The organism is Modicisalibacter radicis, assembly GCF_900961225.1.
Taxonomy (GTDB): domain Bacteria; phylum Pseudomonadota; class Gammaproteobacteria; order Pseudomonadales; family Halomonadaceae; genus Modicisalibacter.
On sequence record NZ_CAAHFN010000109.1, the window covers coordinates 1 to 15,711 of the forward strand.

Here is a 15,711-nt window from a genome sequence, read left to right on the forward strand (position 1 = left end):
GCCGGCATAGACCGGCTCCAGGCGTTGGTTGGTGCCCGGATCGATGGCCTGGATCGCGTCGCTGGAACCGGCGACGGCCTGCTGGCCGATGAGTAGTTTGCCTTCCAAGGTCATGACTTCCTCCTGATTGACGCGGGCCAGATTCGGCCCGTCGTGGCTGGATTCGCAGGTGCTGGGTGCCTGGAGCTACGACTCCTGATACTTGGCGTACATGTTCCTGGCCCGGTTGAGGTGCTGGTACATCATTTCGCGGGCCGACTCACCGTCGCGGGCGAAGATCGCTTCGAGCACGTAGGTATGTTCCTCCTCGACCCGGGCCAGATACGTGTCGGTCGCCGAGGTGTTGATTTCGATGCTCATCAGCTTGGCACGCGGAATGACGCTCTGGCTCAGTTGTTCGTAGAACGACTTGAAGAAAGGATTGTGAGTCGCCGCAGCAATAGCGTAGTGAAATTCATAGTCCTCGACACGCGCCTGGGAATGTTGGGCACGCGCATGAATGAACGCGTCATGTTTTTCGCGCAGGATACGTCGGTCGTCGTCATCATGACGCAGTGCCGCCAGCTCGGCGGCGGCCGGCTCGATGTTCAAGCGCAATTCGAGGACATGCAGGATGTCCTCGACCGTGGTCGGGCTGATCCGGTTGGCGGGCATTGCCTCGACCGTGGCATTGCGCAATACGGTAGTCCCCACCCCGCGGCGGGTCTCGACGAGACCCAGCGATTTGAGATGAGTAATCGCCTCGCGGATGACCGTACGGCTGACCCCGAAAGAGTCGCACAGACCATTTTCCGTCGGCAGCTTTTCGCCGACGGGCACCCCGCCGTTGACGATCAACGCCTCGAGCTGGTCGGCCACGTGCAGAGAGAGACTCCCTTCCCGTGAAACGCGTTGTACGTTCAGCGTCCTCAAGCCCTTCGTTATGTCGTTCTTGCCTGCCATATTGGGTTCACTACGCCACGGGTTGAGAATCCATTGAGCCTGGGCGGCTAGCGCACCAGCACGGGCCGATTGGGATACAGCCGCCAGTCGGTAATCAAGTATTGCATGGCCATGGCGTCATTGTGCTATGCAACACTCAGGCTGTTGCACAGCCCAAGAGCCTGCCAAGTCGATCCATTCAGAGCTCGACATCCAAGCGGGTATTTCAATAACATTGAGCTTGCCGTCACGAATCTCAAGGGCCATGTGGCTAAGAATGCGTTGCACAATCGAGTACTGCAGCCGGAGCAGGTTTTCGCAAGGGCGCTGATAAACCCTTCCTTGGGCGCTACTTTCGCCATCTGACCGCCATGGATGGCGGAAATGCCGGAATGGAGATGGATCACTTTCCGGCCATGGCGAAAGCCCCTTGCTTCAACCTCCCCGACATCCGCACTATCAGTGTTTTGAAATGTGCTCTAAATGCACCAGCCATCTCGCCAACCCCCGACGCGCGTCGAGAAAATTGATCTCGCCCGGGCAGGCCGTTGCAGCGCGTCATGCTCATCAACGATATACCCGATGTTTATTGCCGTACGCCCCCGGATCATACCCCACTGGTGACACAACTCGGCGACCATTAACGCAACCCGGCATCGTTCATAAATGGAATCGTCGAGCTGAATGCCAGACCGCTTTAGCTCACTGATCGTCGGGATGCCCTGCGGCAACAAACTTGCCCCCCTGATAGACGACCGCCGGATCGTCGGGATCAAGGTCGCCGGCCTGCCCCTCGACCTCGACACGCCAAGGCTCCGAGCTATCTTGCGGGGCCCAGCCGAGAAATGCCGATTTGCTGTTGTCCCACCACTGCTCGGTGTTCGCCGAGGCCCCGTAGATAATAGTGCAACCCAACTGAGGAGCCACGAAGGCACGCTTCATGAGGCGCATGAAGTCGTCGACGCTCAACCAGGTGGCCATCATCCGCGTATCCTTTGGCTTGGGAAAACAGGAGCCGATACGCACACTGAGGGTCTCGATATCAAACTTGTGGTAATACAGGCTCGCCAGATCCTCGCCGAAGCACTTGGACAGGCCGTACAGCGAGTCGGGTCGGCGCGGCACCTCGGTATCGAGCCGCGTAGTACGCGGATAGTAGCCAATAGTGTGGTTGGAACTGGCGAACACGATGCGCGGTTTGCCGAGATGGCGGGCCGCTTCATAGAGATTGTAGGCACCGACGATATTGGCCTGAAGGATATCGTTCCAAGGCTGCTCCACCGATACGCCGCCAAGATGAATGATCGCGTCACACTCCTTGACGAGCTCATATACGGCCTGGGCATCGGCGAGATCACAGGACACCAGCTCTTCATGTTCTGCCGCCTGGCCGAGATCGGCGATATCCGATAAGCGCACCTTTTGTGCCAGAGTCTGCAGGTGCGGGCGAATCGCGCGCCCCACACCACCGGCCGCACCGGTCACCAATAAACGCTTGAGCATTTTGCCTCCTTCACTTGCGACCAGCATGCGCCGCTGGCATCGCTACTGATGATTTTTCATGCCCCCTCAGAGAACACAGCCCTCGGGGCGGGGGCGGTCTAGCTGCGCTAGCTACTCAGAAGCCGTACAGCGCCGCCGGGTTGTCGACCAGAATCTTCTGGCGTTGCTCGGTGCTCGCCCAGTCGAGCAGCACATCGAGCTGCTCGGCATCGTCAGGGTATTGCTCGCGCGGCACGCCGACGTGCGGCCAGTTGGAGCCCCAGATGATGCGTTCGGGCGCATGCGCGATGACCCGCTTGGCGATCGCCCCGATATCCGCGTAGTCGGGTCCGCCGGTCTGGCTGGCCTCGTAGCCGGCGCAGATTTTGAACCAGGCATTGCCGCGATCGAGTAGCCGCAGGATCTCGTCGACCCGGGTATCGTCCGCCGGCACCGGCGGCATGAACTTGCCGATATGGTCGATGATGTACTCGCCTTCGATACGCCGCAGATCGTCGAGATAGTCGTTCAGCTTGCAGCCGTTGAACTGCACCATCAGATGCCAGCCCAGCGGGCGGATCTGCTGCTCGACGGCGAGCATCTCATCGTTGGTGACCGCGCCGCCCGGCAGGTTCATGATCCGCGCCCCGCGCACGCCCTTGTCATGCCAGCCCTGAAGATCGCTGGCCGGGGTATCGGGGGTCACCACGGCAACGCCGCGGGCGCACTCGGTGCCCAGTTGATCGAGCGCCGCGAGCAGGGCGCTGTTGTCGCGCTGGTAGGCGTTGGGCTGGGTGACCACCACCCGTTCGAGCGACAGCCGCCGCTGTAGCTTGCGGTAATCCTCCAACGTTGCCAACTCGGGAATCTTCGGACCGCCGGGCTGGGCTTCGAAGCCCGGCAGGTAAAGATGAATGTGGCAGTCGGTGGCCCCGGCCGGCGCCTCGAGCCTGGGAGCCGGACCGTCGAGCGGGCGGGTGTTGACGGGAATCTCTGACACGCTCATGCCTCCTTCAATGCGAATTGCCGCAGTGCCTTGCGGTTGATCTCGATGCCCAGGCCGGGGCCGTCCGGAATCGGCACCACGCCCTGATGGTGCTCGATGGGCGTCTGCACGACGGCCTGGCGGAACGGGTTCCTGGTGCGATCGAACTCCATGATCGGCTCGATGGGCTTGCGGCGCGGCGGATTGGGCGGCAGAGCCGCCATGACCTGCAGACTGGCCGCGATACACACCGCCGTCCCCCACACATGCGGCACCAGGCGCACGCCGAACATCGCGGCCATGTCGACGACACGGCGCATTTCCGAGAACCCGCCCACGCCACAGACATCCGGCTGGGCGATGTCCACCGCGCGAGTCGAGAGCGGCTCGAGCATGGCGTAGCGACCGTGCCAGTTCTCGCCGCTGGCGACGGGTATCGGCTGTCCGTCGCGCACCGCGCGGTAGGTGGCGATCTGTTCGGGCAGCACCGGCTCCTCGAACCAGTCGACACGATACGCTTCGGCGCGCTTGCCGACTTCCAGCGCTTCCAGCAGGTCGTAGCCGTGATTGGCGTCGACCATCAGTCGGCGCTCGGGGCCGATCGCCTCGCGCGCCGCGGCGATCGAGCGCAGATCCTCTTCGACGTCGAAGCCGATCTTGATCTTGACGCCATGAAAGCCTTCGCGGGCATAGCCGGCGACTTCGTCGGCGACGTCCTGGACCCGGTCGACGCCCTCGCGGCGGAACGAGCCCGTGGCGTAGGCGCGAACGCTGTCGCGAAAGCGCCCGCCCAGCAGCTCACTGACCGACGCACCGTAATGCTTGCCCTTGATGTCCCACAGGGCGATGTCGAGGCCGCTCAGCGCCGTCACGGTCAGCCCGCGCTGGCCCTGGTCGCGCAGGCAATTGTAGAGCTCGAGCCAGAGCTTCTCGGTTTCCAGCGGATTGCGGCCGATCAGCGCCGCGGCATAGATGTCGACGATCGCCGCATTGGCCTTGGCCGGCCCCAGGCACTCGCCCCAGCCCACCGTGCCGTCGTCGCAGACCACCTCCACCAGGCAGTGCTGGCGCCTTTCGAAGCGCATCGAGGCGCTCTCGAAAGCCTGCTCGAGTTCATAGTCGAGAACGTGCGTATGTATCCTTTCGATCTTCATGTCGGCAGCCATGATCCGTATGGGAAGTGAGCGCTACTCGAAGAAGCCGGGCAGCGTCAGCGAGATCGCCGGCACATAGGTCACCAGCATCAGCACCACGAACAGCGCCAGGTAGAACGGCCAGATGGTGCGTACCGCCTGCTCGATCTTGATCTTGCCGATGACGCTGCCGACGAACAGACAGGCGCCGACCGGCGGCGTGCACAGGCCCAGCCCCAGGTTCATCATCATGATGATGCCGAACTGGATCGGGTCCATGCCGAACTGGGTCGCCACCGGCAGGAAGATCGGCGTGCAGATCAGGATCAGCGCTGCCATGTCCATGATCATGCCCAGCCCCAGCAACAGCAGGTTGAGCATCAGCAGGACGACATAGGGGTTGTCGGAAATGCCCAGCAGCGCATCGGTCAGCAGTTGCGGCACGCTGTACAGCGCCAGCAGGTAAGAGAATGCCGAGGCGCAGCCGACCAGGATCATCACCAGCGAGGTGGTGCGTACCGATTGATAGACCGCCTGCTTGAACGACTCCCAGCGCAGCTCGCGATAGACCAGACCGGTCACGACGATGGCGTAGATCGCGCCGAAGGCGCCGGATTCGGTCACCGTCAGGATCCCCGAGAGCACCCCGCCGACGATGATCACGGCAGTCATCAGCCCGGGCAGCGCCGCCGCGAAGCTGATGATCAGCGCCGACCAGCCGGGGAACGGCTCGCCCTTGTAGCCCCGCTTGACCGCCACGACATAGGCCGCCACCGCCAGCGCCAGGCACATCAGCACGCCCGGCACGATACCGGCGATGAACAGCTGGGTTATCGAGATGCCGCCACCCGCGGCGACCGCGTAGAGGATCATGTTGTGACTGGGAGGAATGACCACGCCGGCGATCGACGAGGTCACGGTCACGTTGACCGCATAGTCGGCATCGTAGCCCTTCTCCTTCATGACCGGGATGAGGATCGAGCCGAGCGCCGAGGTGTCGGCGACCGCCGAACCGGAGATGCCCCCGAACAGCATCGACGAGCTGACGTTGACCATGCCCAGCCCGCCACGCACGCGGCCCACCGCCGCCGAGGCCAGGCGCACCAGACGCGTGGAGATCCCGCCATGCAGCATCAGTTCGCCGGCAAAGATGAAGAACGGGATGGCCAGCAGCGAAAAGACCGAGATACCCGAAAGAATCCGTTGAAAACCCACGAACAACGGCAAGCCTTCGTAGAGGAAGGTCCCGACCGCCGCCAGACCGACGGCGAAGGCCACCGGCGCGCCGACGATGAGGCCCAGAAAGAACAGGCCGAACAGGATCATCAGTCCCATGGGATCAAACCTCCCTTGACTTGAGCAGGCGCTGAGCGATGTTGACGCCGGAGAACAGGACCATCAGCACACCGCAGATCACCAGCGGTGCCGCACGCCAGCTCTCGGAAAAGCCGATCATCGGAATGGGACGACTGAGATTTTCCATGACCAGATGCCAGCCCTGCCAGGCCATGAAAACGCCGAAGCACGTGATGAAAAGATCTGAGACATAACGCATGATTTCACGCAGCAACGCCGGCAGCCCTTCGCGCACGAAATCGATGCTCAGGTGACTGTTGTTGCGTACCCCCGCAGCGGCACCGAGACAGGTTATATACACGACGATCACCAGCGAGGATTGCTCGACCCAGGTTGGCGTATCGTTGAGGACATAGCGTCCGAAGACCAACCAGCCGAAGGTGATGATCAGGAAAACCATCAGCACGCCCGCCACGATGATGCACAGCTGAGCGAGGCCGTCCAGGAATCTATCGAACGACGTCTGCGGTTTTTCTTCCGCATCCTGGTCACTGAGTTGATCGGAGTAGGAACTCACGGTAGCGAACCCTTTCAAGAACCCCCGGGTCGCAACCGACCCGGAGTCGTTCATGGATTGATACGATTACTGCTGCGCGGCCTGGATATCCGTGACCAGCGACTCGAGTTTCGGGTTCTGCTCGATGAACCCGTCGTAGATGGGCTGCATCTTTTCCTGGAATGCCGCCTTGTCATCCACTTCGTTGATCTTCACGCCAGCGTCGAGAACTTTCTGCTTACTTTTTTCAACGCCCTTCTCCCAGAGTTGGCGCTGTTCCTTGGCCGCGTCTTCCGCCGCTTCACGAACAGCCTTCTGGTCTTCCTCGCTGAGCGCTTCCCAGCTGGACTTGGCGACGCACAGGCATTCCGGCAGGATCAAGTGCTCGGTGAGCGAGTAATACTTGGCAACCTCATAGTGGCCGCTGGATTCGTAAGACGGGTAATTATTCTCGGCACCGTCGAGGACTCCGGTCTTGAGCGCCTGATAGACCTCCCCATAGGCCATCGGCGTCGCATTGCCGCCCATGTTGTCGATCATCTCCACGTACAGATCGTTGTTCATCACACGGGCCTTGACGCCCTTGACGTCGTCGGGCGTTTTCACCGCATGATCGGTGTTGTAGAGACTGCGCGCGCCGGAGCCGAACCAGGACAGGGCGATAAGGTTCTTTTCAGCCAGGGCATCGGCGAAGCGATCACCGATCTCGCCGTCCATGACCTTGTACATGTCGTCGACGCTATTAAAGATGAACGGCAGCGACAGCACGTTGGTGGCCGGTACGATCGGCCCCATCGGGCCCATGTTGAAGTTGGCGAAATCCAGCGCACCGCTACGGGTCTGCTCGATGGCATCCGGCTGATCGCCCAGAACCCCGTTGTGATAGACCTTGGGCTCGACACGACCCTCGGTCTTCTCGGCGACCTCCTTGGCGAAACTTTCCAGGGCTTCGCTGTTCGGGTAGCCCGGCGGGTGGATGTTCCAGCCCCGCCACTGCTCGGCCTGGGCCGGCATGGCCATGGCGGTCAGGGCCCCCGCTATCGCGGTGACCTGCAGGCAACCTGCTACACTGAAGCGCTTTCTTGTTTGCATGACATGACTCCTGTATGTCGCATGTTTTGTCGTTATAGCTGACGGACAGTTTCAACCAGCCTTTCGAGTTGCCGACGCTCTTCCAAGCTCGGCATGACAAGCGGTTAGCGTACGTTTTCGGCGGGCTTTCCGATGATATCGGCGCCCTTCTTTATCAGGTGGAACCCCCTCCTTGTAACCGCGAAGCCCGATGAGAAGACAAAGAAACCCGGGCAATTTCCAGAATATAATGTCATACATCATACGTTTGAAAATGTAGATGCCGCCGTCAGAACAAGCAATAGCTACCATGGTGGATAGCACTAAAGCCTAATAACAAGAAGAATATCGAAGCATCACATTCTCCATAACCCAAGGTGCACAACAGCCAATCCTGCATGGTCAGGACAGGATCTCATCCAGCGCGAGGTACAGAAGCGTCGCGCTTCTTGGCGACCAGATCCTGCACGCCGCACTGGCGAAAGAGATCCTGGTTGCAGGATACGCTCATAATATGGCGGCCCTGATAGACCGTCCTATTCAGCATAGAGTGATGGAGGATTGCCTGGAGCGGCGCCGACCTGCGCGTTGCCAGCGCAGGCATTACTGAAAGATCACCCAGATGATGGCCAGTGTCATCACCAGCCCGGCTACCTCGGGCCAGTAGCCAAACTTGAACTGGTTCACCTCTTCCGGCGAGTCGCTGATGGTCAGTTCATCATCCTGACGGGCCAGGTCATCGTTGCTCATTTGCATGGCTCATCTCTCTACGTTAGTCGAACATCAGATTGGGCAGCCACAACGCCAGCTGCGGAAAGAACAGCACCAGTACCATGCCGATCATCTGCAACCCGATAAATGGCAGCACAGCCACGAAGATATGCTGAAGTTCGATTCCCTTGGGCGCCACGCTCTTCAGGAAAAAGCAGGCCGGACCGAATGGTGGTGAAAGGTAGTAGATCTGAATATTCATGGCGAACAGCACCCCAAACCATACCGGATCGTAGCCCAGCCCCACTACGACGGGGGCAAAGATCGGCACGGTGATGAAGATGATCGCAATCCACTCGAGGAATGTCCCCAGCACCATGACGATGGCCATCATGATCGCGATGACTGCCAGTGGATGCATGTCGAGCCCCTCCAGGAACCCTGTCAGGAAGCTGACACCGCCGATCAGGTTATAGATGCCGACCAGACTCACCGCACCGAGCACCAGCCATATGATCGAACCGACAGTCAGTGCTGTCTGTCGCATGGCATCGCGAATCATCCTGTAGGAAAACTGCTTGAGGATGACGGCAATGATCATGGCCCCGACCGCCCCCATGGCTGCCGCTTCGGTGACCGTGGTAATACCGGTATAGATTGCCCCCAGCACACAGCCGATCAGAATGAACGGAAGGATTGCACCCTTGAGATACTTGAGACGCTTGTGGAGGGGAAGCGCCGTCTCGGGAATGTCGTTGATGGGGGCCAGCGCCGGGTTGAGCTTGCAGCGGATGACGATGTAGGTGATATAGATCAGCGCCAGGATCATGCCGGGAATGGCACCGGCAGCGAAAAGCTTGGTAATCGAAACCTGCGCCGCCAGACCGTAGACGATCATGACCACCGAGGGCGGAATGAGCGTGGCGAGAGCCCCGGCGGCGCAGATGATGCCGATCGACAGGTTGCGATCATAGCCAAGACGCAGCATCTGGGGCAACGCAATCAGACCGAGCATGACGATCTCGCCCCCCATGATGCCGCTCATGGCGGCCAGGATGACGGCAACCACACAGGTCTGCACGGCGACCGAACCCCGTGCGCGCCCGCCGAGGATCGACATGCTATCGAAAAGCGCATGCGCGATTCCCGATCGTTCGAGCACGTTGGCCATGAAAACGAAGAACGGCACGGCAACGAGCTCGTACTTCTCGAGGACGTGATAGACATTGGAGGCAACCAGGAACAGGCCGTTGGTGCCGTAGTAGATCAGAGCAGTACATACCGACACCGCGAGCGTCGTGACGCCAAGCGGAATGCCGAACGCCATCAACGCCAGCAGCGCCAGGACGATCAATAATGTAACGACTTCGATACCCATCAGTCGGCATCCTTCTCGGCGGGAGCGGCAGACACGGCCGAGTCGTCACGCTCGCTGGCACGATCCTCGAACCAATGCACGACGTTGGCGAGCAGTTGCAGCAGATAAATCGCAGCGCCGACCACCAGGATCGGCTTCAGATAGGCCGGCAGTGGCGGGTTGAAAGAGCTGCCGCTACGTTCGAGACCGTGTAACGCCATCATCGCCGGCTCCCAGGCGGCCCAGATCAGCGAGGCCAAGGCAAAGATCGCGACGAAGAGCGAAACCAGCTCCATCTTCTTCCAGATATGCGCGGGTACCAGCAACTCCACCATGGTGATGGCAATGTGACGCTTGCGTTGGGTGACATAGCCACTGGTCAGCACCCAACCGGTAGCGCAGAGGGCCATCACGGTTTCGAAGGTCCACTGGGTAGGCGCATTGAACACGTAACGCATCACCACCTCGAAAGCGGAAAGGACGATGCAGGCGAAGAACAGCACGGCACAGGCATAGCCGATGAAAGCACTGATCCGATCCATGCCGGCCGCCAGGCGGCTGAGTAGAGACATAGCGAACTCTCCGGGCAAGAAAAGGGTCGCGACAGCCGACTGTCGCGACCCGGCGTGGTTGATTAGCCCTGGGTGGATGAAGCCTCGCCCTCAGACTGGGCACCGTCAGTCTCGAGAAGGCCATGGGCCTTCATGTATTCGAGATGCGCATCGAGTGCTTCCTGGGCAATGGGGCTCTTCTGGGCGAACTCCTGCCAGGCGCCACGAGCGATCTCGCGGAACTTGTCGCGCTCTTCCTGCGGCCAGTCGATGACGGTGATGTCGCCCTTGGCCTTGTCACGCGCCACCAGCTTCTCATCCTGCTGATGCACGGCATCGGCCAGATCATTGAAAGCAGCGTAGAACCATTCGTTCAACGCCTGCTGGTCCTCTTCACTCAGCGCTTCCCACGTATTCTCGTTGATCGTGAATTGCTGCGAGGACATGGAGTGAATGCCCGGATAGATCGGATATTTGGCAATGTCGTGCAGCCCCGAGGCGTCGTTGTTGACGTAGGCCGAGGCGTCCGCTGCATCCACCACACCCTGCTGGAGCGAGGTGTAGACCTCGGAGAACGGAATGTTGACCGGCGTCGCTCCGGCACGCTCGAAGACGGCCGCGGCCAGTCCTTCCGGTGAGCGGAACTTGAGCCCTTTCAGATCTTCGACACTGCGGATCGGCACGGCAGCCACCAGTGCTTCACGCTTGTACGGACCACAGCCGACTACATGCACCTTGTCGGGCACGACCTTGTCGATAGCCTTCTGCAGCACTTCTTCACCGCCGCCATTCTTACAGAAGTCGAGGAACTGGGAAGGCTTGTCGTAGCCGGCGATCAGATCGCCCATCAACGCGAAGGCCGGATCGCGACCGGCAAAATAAGCCGGAGCAGTAAGATCCCCATCGAGCAGCCCCATGCCCACCGCTTCGAGAGTTTCCTTGTAGGGCACCACGCTGCCGATCGGCATCAGGTTGAGCGTGACGTCTCCACCTGTCATCTCCTCTACCTTGGGGACCCACTCTTCCTGCAGATACTGGTAGGCATAATCCCCCGAGTTGAAAGACGTCTGAACGCTCAACTCCTGGGCATGCACAGTGCCGGCCATGACCAGAGTGGCAGAAGCCAGCGTGATGGAGTGGGTTAGCGTGCGTATCTTCATGTTGGATTCCTTTTGTCGCTATTGTGGTTTCAACAGTGAATGGCGCCTCGAGATGAGGCACGATTTCCTCGGGCGGCGTTATCGTGCTTTATTGCGCCCTCAGCGCACCAATGCCGGCCGCTTGGGATCGAAGGCCCAGCCATCGATCAGGTACTGCATTGCCATCGCGTCATTGCGCCCGCCGGCCGGCAGGCTGCGATAGAGTGCGTTGGCCTTTTCGACCTCCGCCAGGTCGATATCGATGCCCAATCCCGGTGCGTCGGTGACAGCGACCCTGCCGTCGATGATCTGCGGCGGATTGCGCGTCAGGCGGGCATCGCCCTCCTGCCAGATCCAGTGCGTGTCCAGCGCGGTAGTACGACCGACAGCCGCCGCGCCGACCTGGGCAAACATCGCCAGTGAAATGTCGAAATGATTATTGGAGTGCGACCCCCAGGTCATGCCGTGGTCCTGGCATAGCTGGGATACCCGCACCGCGCCGGAAAGCGTCCAGAAATGCGGGTCGGCCAGTGGAATGTCGACCGAGCGCAGCATCAGCGCATGAGCCATTTCGCGCCAATTGGTCGCGACCATGTTGGTGGCGACAGGCAACCTGGTCGCATGGCGGAACTCGGCCAGAATCTCGCGCCCGGAGAAACCCTGCTCCGCACCGCACGGGTCCTCGGCGTAAGCAATGATGCCATGCAGGTCCTTGCATAGCCGGACCGCCTCCTTTAGTGACCAGGCACCGTTGGGATCGATGGTCGTGCGCGCCTCGGGAAAGGCCCTGTGCAGTGCAGTAACAGCTTCGATTTCCTGCTCGCCCGGCAATGCACCGCCCTTGAGCTTGAAATCCTTGAAGCCATAGCGGTCGTGGGCCGCCTCGGCCAGTTCGACGATGCGTTGCGGGGTCATCGCCGCCTCGTCGCGCAGACGGTACCAATCGTGACTGGCGCCCTCGGTTCCGTGGCGATAGCCCAACGGGGTGGCGTGACCATCGCCAATGAAGAAAAGATAACCCAGCACCTCGACGCTATCGCGCTGCTTGCCATCGCCCAGCAGTTCCGCCACCGGGACATCGAGAAACTTGCCCATGAGATCGAGCAGGGCCGCCTCCAGCGCCGCTACCGCGTTGACGCGCAGCTCGAAGGTCCAGGAGCCCTTGCCGAAATCCTCGAAGTCGGCACCGCGGCCAGCGGAATGCAACGACGCCACCATGGAGCGCAACTTGCCGATGGATTGGCCGACGACCAGCGGCCGCGCCTGTTCCAGGGACTTCTGGATCGTCTCACCACCGGGAGCTTCGCCAACACCAACGTTGCCAGCACTGTCCTCCAGCAGGACCAGGTTTCGAGTAAAATAGGGCGAGTGCGCCCCGCCGATGTTTAGCAGCATACTGTCACGACCGGCGACCGGAATGACCCGCATATCGGTGATGGAGGGAGTACCTTGGCTGGACATTGGAAAGCCTCCGTCAGCAGATCCAGGATGCGCGCCGCACTATCCGCGGCACAGCACATAAGAGAGTCGAGGACGCAAATGAAGACGCCCCATGAACCGATGCTTCGTTTTAGAGCGCTGCGGCCTTCTCGATCAGCTTTTCAAGCATCGCCATTTCCCGCTCGGCCGGCATGACAAGCGGCGCCCTCACCGGCCCCGCGGGCTTGCCGATCAGCTCGGCCCCGGCCTTGACCAGGCTGACCGCGTAGCCCTTCCTGGTGTCGCGCAGGTTGACGAAGGGAATGAAGAACTCGTTGGTGATCTTCTTGACGGTGGCCGAGTCGCCCTGCCGCAGCGCCTTGTAGAAGGTGACCGCCATCTCCGGCACGAAGTTGAACACCGCCGAGGAGTAGGTGTTCACGCCGATGGACAGGTACGCCTCGGCGAAGATCTCCGCGGTGGGCACCCCGCCCACGTAGACCAGCCGATCGCCGACCGTCTTGACGATCTTGTTGAGCAGCTGGATGTCGCCCTTGCCGTCCTTCAGACCGATCAGGTTGGGGCAGGCATCGGCGAGCTGCTGGACCGCATCGGCCTCGAGCACGCCGTTGCCGCGGTTGTAGTAGATGACGTTGATCGACGTCGAGTCGCAGATCTGACGAGCGTACTCCACCAGGCCCTCCTGCGGGCACTCGGTCAGGTACGGCGGCATCAGCAGGATGCCGTCGGCACCGGCTTGCTCGGCCGCCCTGGCATAGGCCTGGCCGGCGCCAACGCTCAGCCCGGCACTGGCGATGACCGGCAGCTTGCCGCCCACCGTCTCGACGGCCAGGGAAACGATCTCGCGGTACTCGTCCAGCGTCAGGTTGAAGAACTCGCCGGTTCCGCCGGCCACGAACACGGCGGAGATGTCATGACTGACGAACCATTCGAGGCGCTTGCGATAGCTCTCGGCGTCGAAGTTGCCATTGGCGGCGAAATCGGTGATGGGAAACGAAAGCAGACCATCGCCGATCGCTTTCCGGACATCGTCTCTGGTGAAGTTCACAAAGGGTTCCTCTTGCTCATGCGATACTTGGCGAAACCGGGATCCCGGCGCGATAGTTTGCGCCCTTATATAATGTCATACATCATACAAATAGAAGCTATCGACTCCCGTAGATATCAGCAATACAACTTACGTATCGATAAACTAAAGGCTAAGAAGCCCACTTACGGATCTGTCTGAAAAATCGGCGAGCGAAGGCCAGGTAATGAATATTCGACACACAGGACTTCCGCTGAAATGCCCGCCTATCCGAGAGGCATGATCAGATGAACCATAGCTATCAAGGCGTTGCGGTATCAGCTTGATCCAGCAATCAAGTGGCTTCATCGGACCATGCGAAAAACCATAAAAAGCCGGCATGGGCCCCCCCCATGTCGGCTCGGTCATTGCGATGCCAGTGACGCGACTCAGCCCTCGCGCTTGCCATCAACGAGGCGCTCGAGGCCCAGCGGATTGCCCTCCTTGAGCGCCTCGGGCAGCAACCCCTCCGGCAGCGCCTGGTAGCACACCGGACGCAGGAAGCGGAAGATCGCCGCGCTGCCCACCGAGGTGGTGCGCACGTCCGAGGTGGCCGGGAAGGGCCCGCCGTGGACCATTGCGTGGCACACCTCGACGCCGGTCGGCCAGCCGTTGACCAGCAGGCGCCCGGCCTTGCGCTCCAGCGTCGGCAGCAGGTCACGAACCGCGTCGTGGTCGGCATCGTCCATCTGCAGGGTGATGGTGAGCTGGCCCTCGAGTCGATCGGCGACCTGCTTCACCTCGGCCCGGTCGCGGCACTCGATCACCAGCGAGGTGGAGCCGAACACCTCTTCCTGCAGCGCCGCGTCGGCGAGGAAGGCCTCGGCCGAGGTGACGTACAGCCCCGCCTGGCACTGGTTGGGGCTCTCGCCGACCTGGCCGCGAGCGACTTCGCGCACCTTGTCGTGGCTCGAGAGCCGCGCCACGCCCTGCTGGTAGGCGTCATGAATGCCCGGGGTGAGCATGGTCTGCGCGGCGCTCTCCTCGAGCGCCTCGCCGGCGGCGGCGACGAAGGCGTCCAGGTCGGCGCTCTTCTCGGCGATCACCAGCCCGGGGTTGGTGCAGAACTGCCCGGCGCCCATGTTGAGCGAGGCGACGAAGCCCTTGGCCATCTCCTCGCCGCGCGCCTTCAGGGCCGCCGGCAGCGGGAACACTGGGTTGATCGAGCTCATCTCGGCGTATACCGGGATCGGTTCCTTGCGGCTCTGGGCGATCTTCATCAGTGCGGTGCCGCCACTGCGCGAGCCGGTGAAGCCCACCGCCTTGATGCGATGGTCGGCAACCAGCCCGGCGCCGACGTCACGGCCGGAGCCGAACAGTACGGAGAACACGCCTTCCGGCAGGCCGCACTTGGCCACCGCCTTCTGCACCGCGCGCCCCACCAGCTCGGAGGTGCCGGGGTGGGCGGAGTGCGCCTTGACGACCACCGGGCAGCCCGCGGCGAGTGCCGAGGCGGTATCGCCGCCGGCCACCGAGAACGCCAGCGGGAAGTTGCTGGCGCCAAACACCGCCACCGGGCCGAGGGCGATGTGACGCTGGCGCAGGTCGGCGCGCGGCATCGGCTGACGCTCGGGCATCGCCGGGTCGACGCGCACGTCGAGCCACTCGCCGGCACGCACCACGTTGGCGAACAGGCGCAGCTGGCCGCAGGTGCGCCCGCGTTCGCCCTCGATGCGCGCCTGGGGCAGGCCGGTCTCGGCCACGGCACGCTGGATCAGTTCATCGCCGATGGCCTCGATCTCGCTGGCCACGGTTTCGAGGAACACCGCGCGGTCCTCGAGCGAGGTCTCGCGGTAAGTGTCGAAAGCGTCCCAGGCGAGCTGTGCGACCTTCTCGACTTCGGCGGCGCTGCCGCCGGCATAGGCCGGGTCGAGCTGCTCGCCGGTGGCCGGATTGACGGCGTGGATGGCGCTGCTGCTGCCGGCGACGGCCTGTTGGCCGATGAGTGATTTGCCTTCAAGTGTCATGCTTTCTCCTGTTAGTAAGCCTGGGAGAGTCCTTCA

The 15,711-nt window shown here is 61.5% G+C and carries 14 protein-coding genes; all 14 read right to left on the reverse strand.

Going from position 1 to position 15,711, the window contains the following annotated elements; genetic code table 11:
- Positions 1 to 186 precede the first annotated feature (186 nt).
- The 14 genes from HR9077_RS18215 to HR9077_RS18275 all read right to left on the reverse strand — a co-directional run bounded on the left by HR9077_RS18215 (position 187) and on the right by HR9077_RS18275 (position 15,675).
- A complete protein-coding gene (locus HR9077_RS18215) occupies positions 187 to 942 on the reverse strand; it encodes a FadR/GntR family transcriptional regulator (RefSeq protein WP_136068726.1) in 756 nt (251 codons plus the stop codon).
- Between the two features lie 681 nt (positions 943 to 1,623).
- A complete protein-coding gene (locus HR9077_RS18220) occupies positions 1,624 to 2,424 on the reverse strand; it encodes an NAD-dependent epimerase/dehydratase family protein (RefSeq protein WP_136068727.1) in 801 nt (266 codons plus the stop codon).
- Positions 2,425 to 2,539: 115 nt separating this feature from the next.
- A complete protein-coding gene (locus tag HR9077_RS18225) occupies positions 2,540 to 3,403 on the reverse strand; it encodes an amidohydrolase family protein (RefSeq protein WP_136068728.1) in 864 nt (287 codons plus the stop codon).
- Positions 3,404 to 3,405: 2 nt separating this feature from the next.
- Entirely contained in the window at positions 3,406 to 4,542 is a 1,137-nt protein-coding gene (locus tag HR9077_RS18230; protein WP_136068729.1) for a mandelate racemase/muconate lactonizing enzyme family protein, read from the reverse strand.
- Between the two features lie 33 nt (positions 4,543 to 4,575).
- Entirely contained in the window at positions 4,576 to 5,856 is a 1,281-nt protein-coding gene (locus HR9077_RS18235; RefSeq protein ID WP_136068730.1) for a TRAP transporter large permease, read from the reverse strand.
- A gap of 4 nt (positions 5,857 to 5,860) precedes the next feature.
- Positions 5,861 to 6,448: a TRAP transporter small permease gene (locus HR9077_RS18240; protein ID WP_168380994.1), complete on the reverse strand. Its 588-nt coding sequence runs from the start codon at positions 6,446 to 6,448 to the stop codon at positions 5,861 to 5,863.
- 12 nt (positions 6,449 to 6,460) lie between these two features.
- Entirely contained in the window at positions 6,461 to 7,465 is a 1,005-nt protein-coding gene (locus HR9077_RS18245; protein ID WP_136068731.1) for a TRAP transporter substrate-binding protein, read from the reverse strand.
- 582 nt (positions 7,466 to 8,047) lie between these two features.
- The gene (locus HR9077_RS21945; RefSeq protein ID WP_168380995.1) at positions 8,048 to 8,194 is read right to left on the reverse strand and encodes a hypothetical protein; all 147 of its coding nucleotides are present in this window, start codon (positions 8,192 to 8,194) and stop codon (positions 8,048 to 8,050) included.
- A gap of 22 nt (positions 8,195 to 8,216) precedes the next feature.
- A complete protein-coding gene (locus HR9077_RS18250) occupies positions 8,217 to 9,533 on the reverse strand; it encodes a TRAP transporter large permease (protein WP_136068732.1) in 1,317 nt (438 codons plus the stop codon).
- Entirely contained in the window at positions 9,533 to 10,084 is a 552-nt protein-coding gene (locus HR9077_RS18255; RefSeq protein ID WP_136068733.1) for a TRAP transporter small permease subunit, read from the reverse strand. Before HR9077_RS18255 ends, HR9077_RS18250 begins: the two co-directional genes overlap by 1 nt.
- A gap of 62 nt (positions 10,085 to 10,146) precedes the next feature.
- Complete coding sequence (locus tag HR9077_RS18260) at positions 10,147 to 11,223, reverse strand: TRAP transporter substrate-binding protein (RefSeq protein WP_136068734.1); 1,077 nt, start codon at positions 11,221 to 11,223, stop codon at positions 10,147 to 10,149.
- Between the two features lie 99 nt (positions 11,224 to 11,322).
- On the reverse strand, positions 11,323 to 12,663 hold the full coding sequence (locus tag HR9077_RS18265; protein ID WP_136068735.1) for an enolase C-terminal domain-like protein: 1,341 nt from the start codon (positions 12,661 to 12,663) through the stop codon (positions 11,323 to 11,325).
- Between the two features lie 109 nt (positions 12,664 to 12,772).
- Positions 12,773 to 13,690, reverse strand: coding sequence for a 5-dehydro-4-deoxyglucarate dehydratase (gene kdgD, locus HR9077_RS18270; RefSeq protein WP_136068736.1), 918 nt, complete (start codon positions 13,688 to 13,690; stop codon positions 12,773 to 12,775).
- 407 nt (positions 13,691 to 14,097) lie between these two features.
- Entirely contained in the window at positions 14,098 to 15,675 is a 1,578-nt protein-coding gene (locus HR9077_RS18275; protein ID WP_136068737.1) for an aldehyde dehydrogenase (NADP(+)), read from the reverse strand.
- Positions 15,676 to 15,711: the final 36 nt, after the last annotated feature.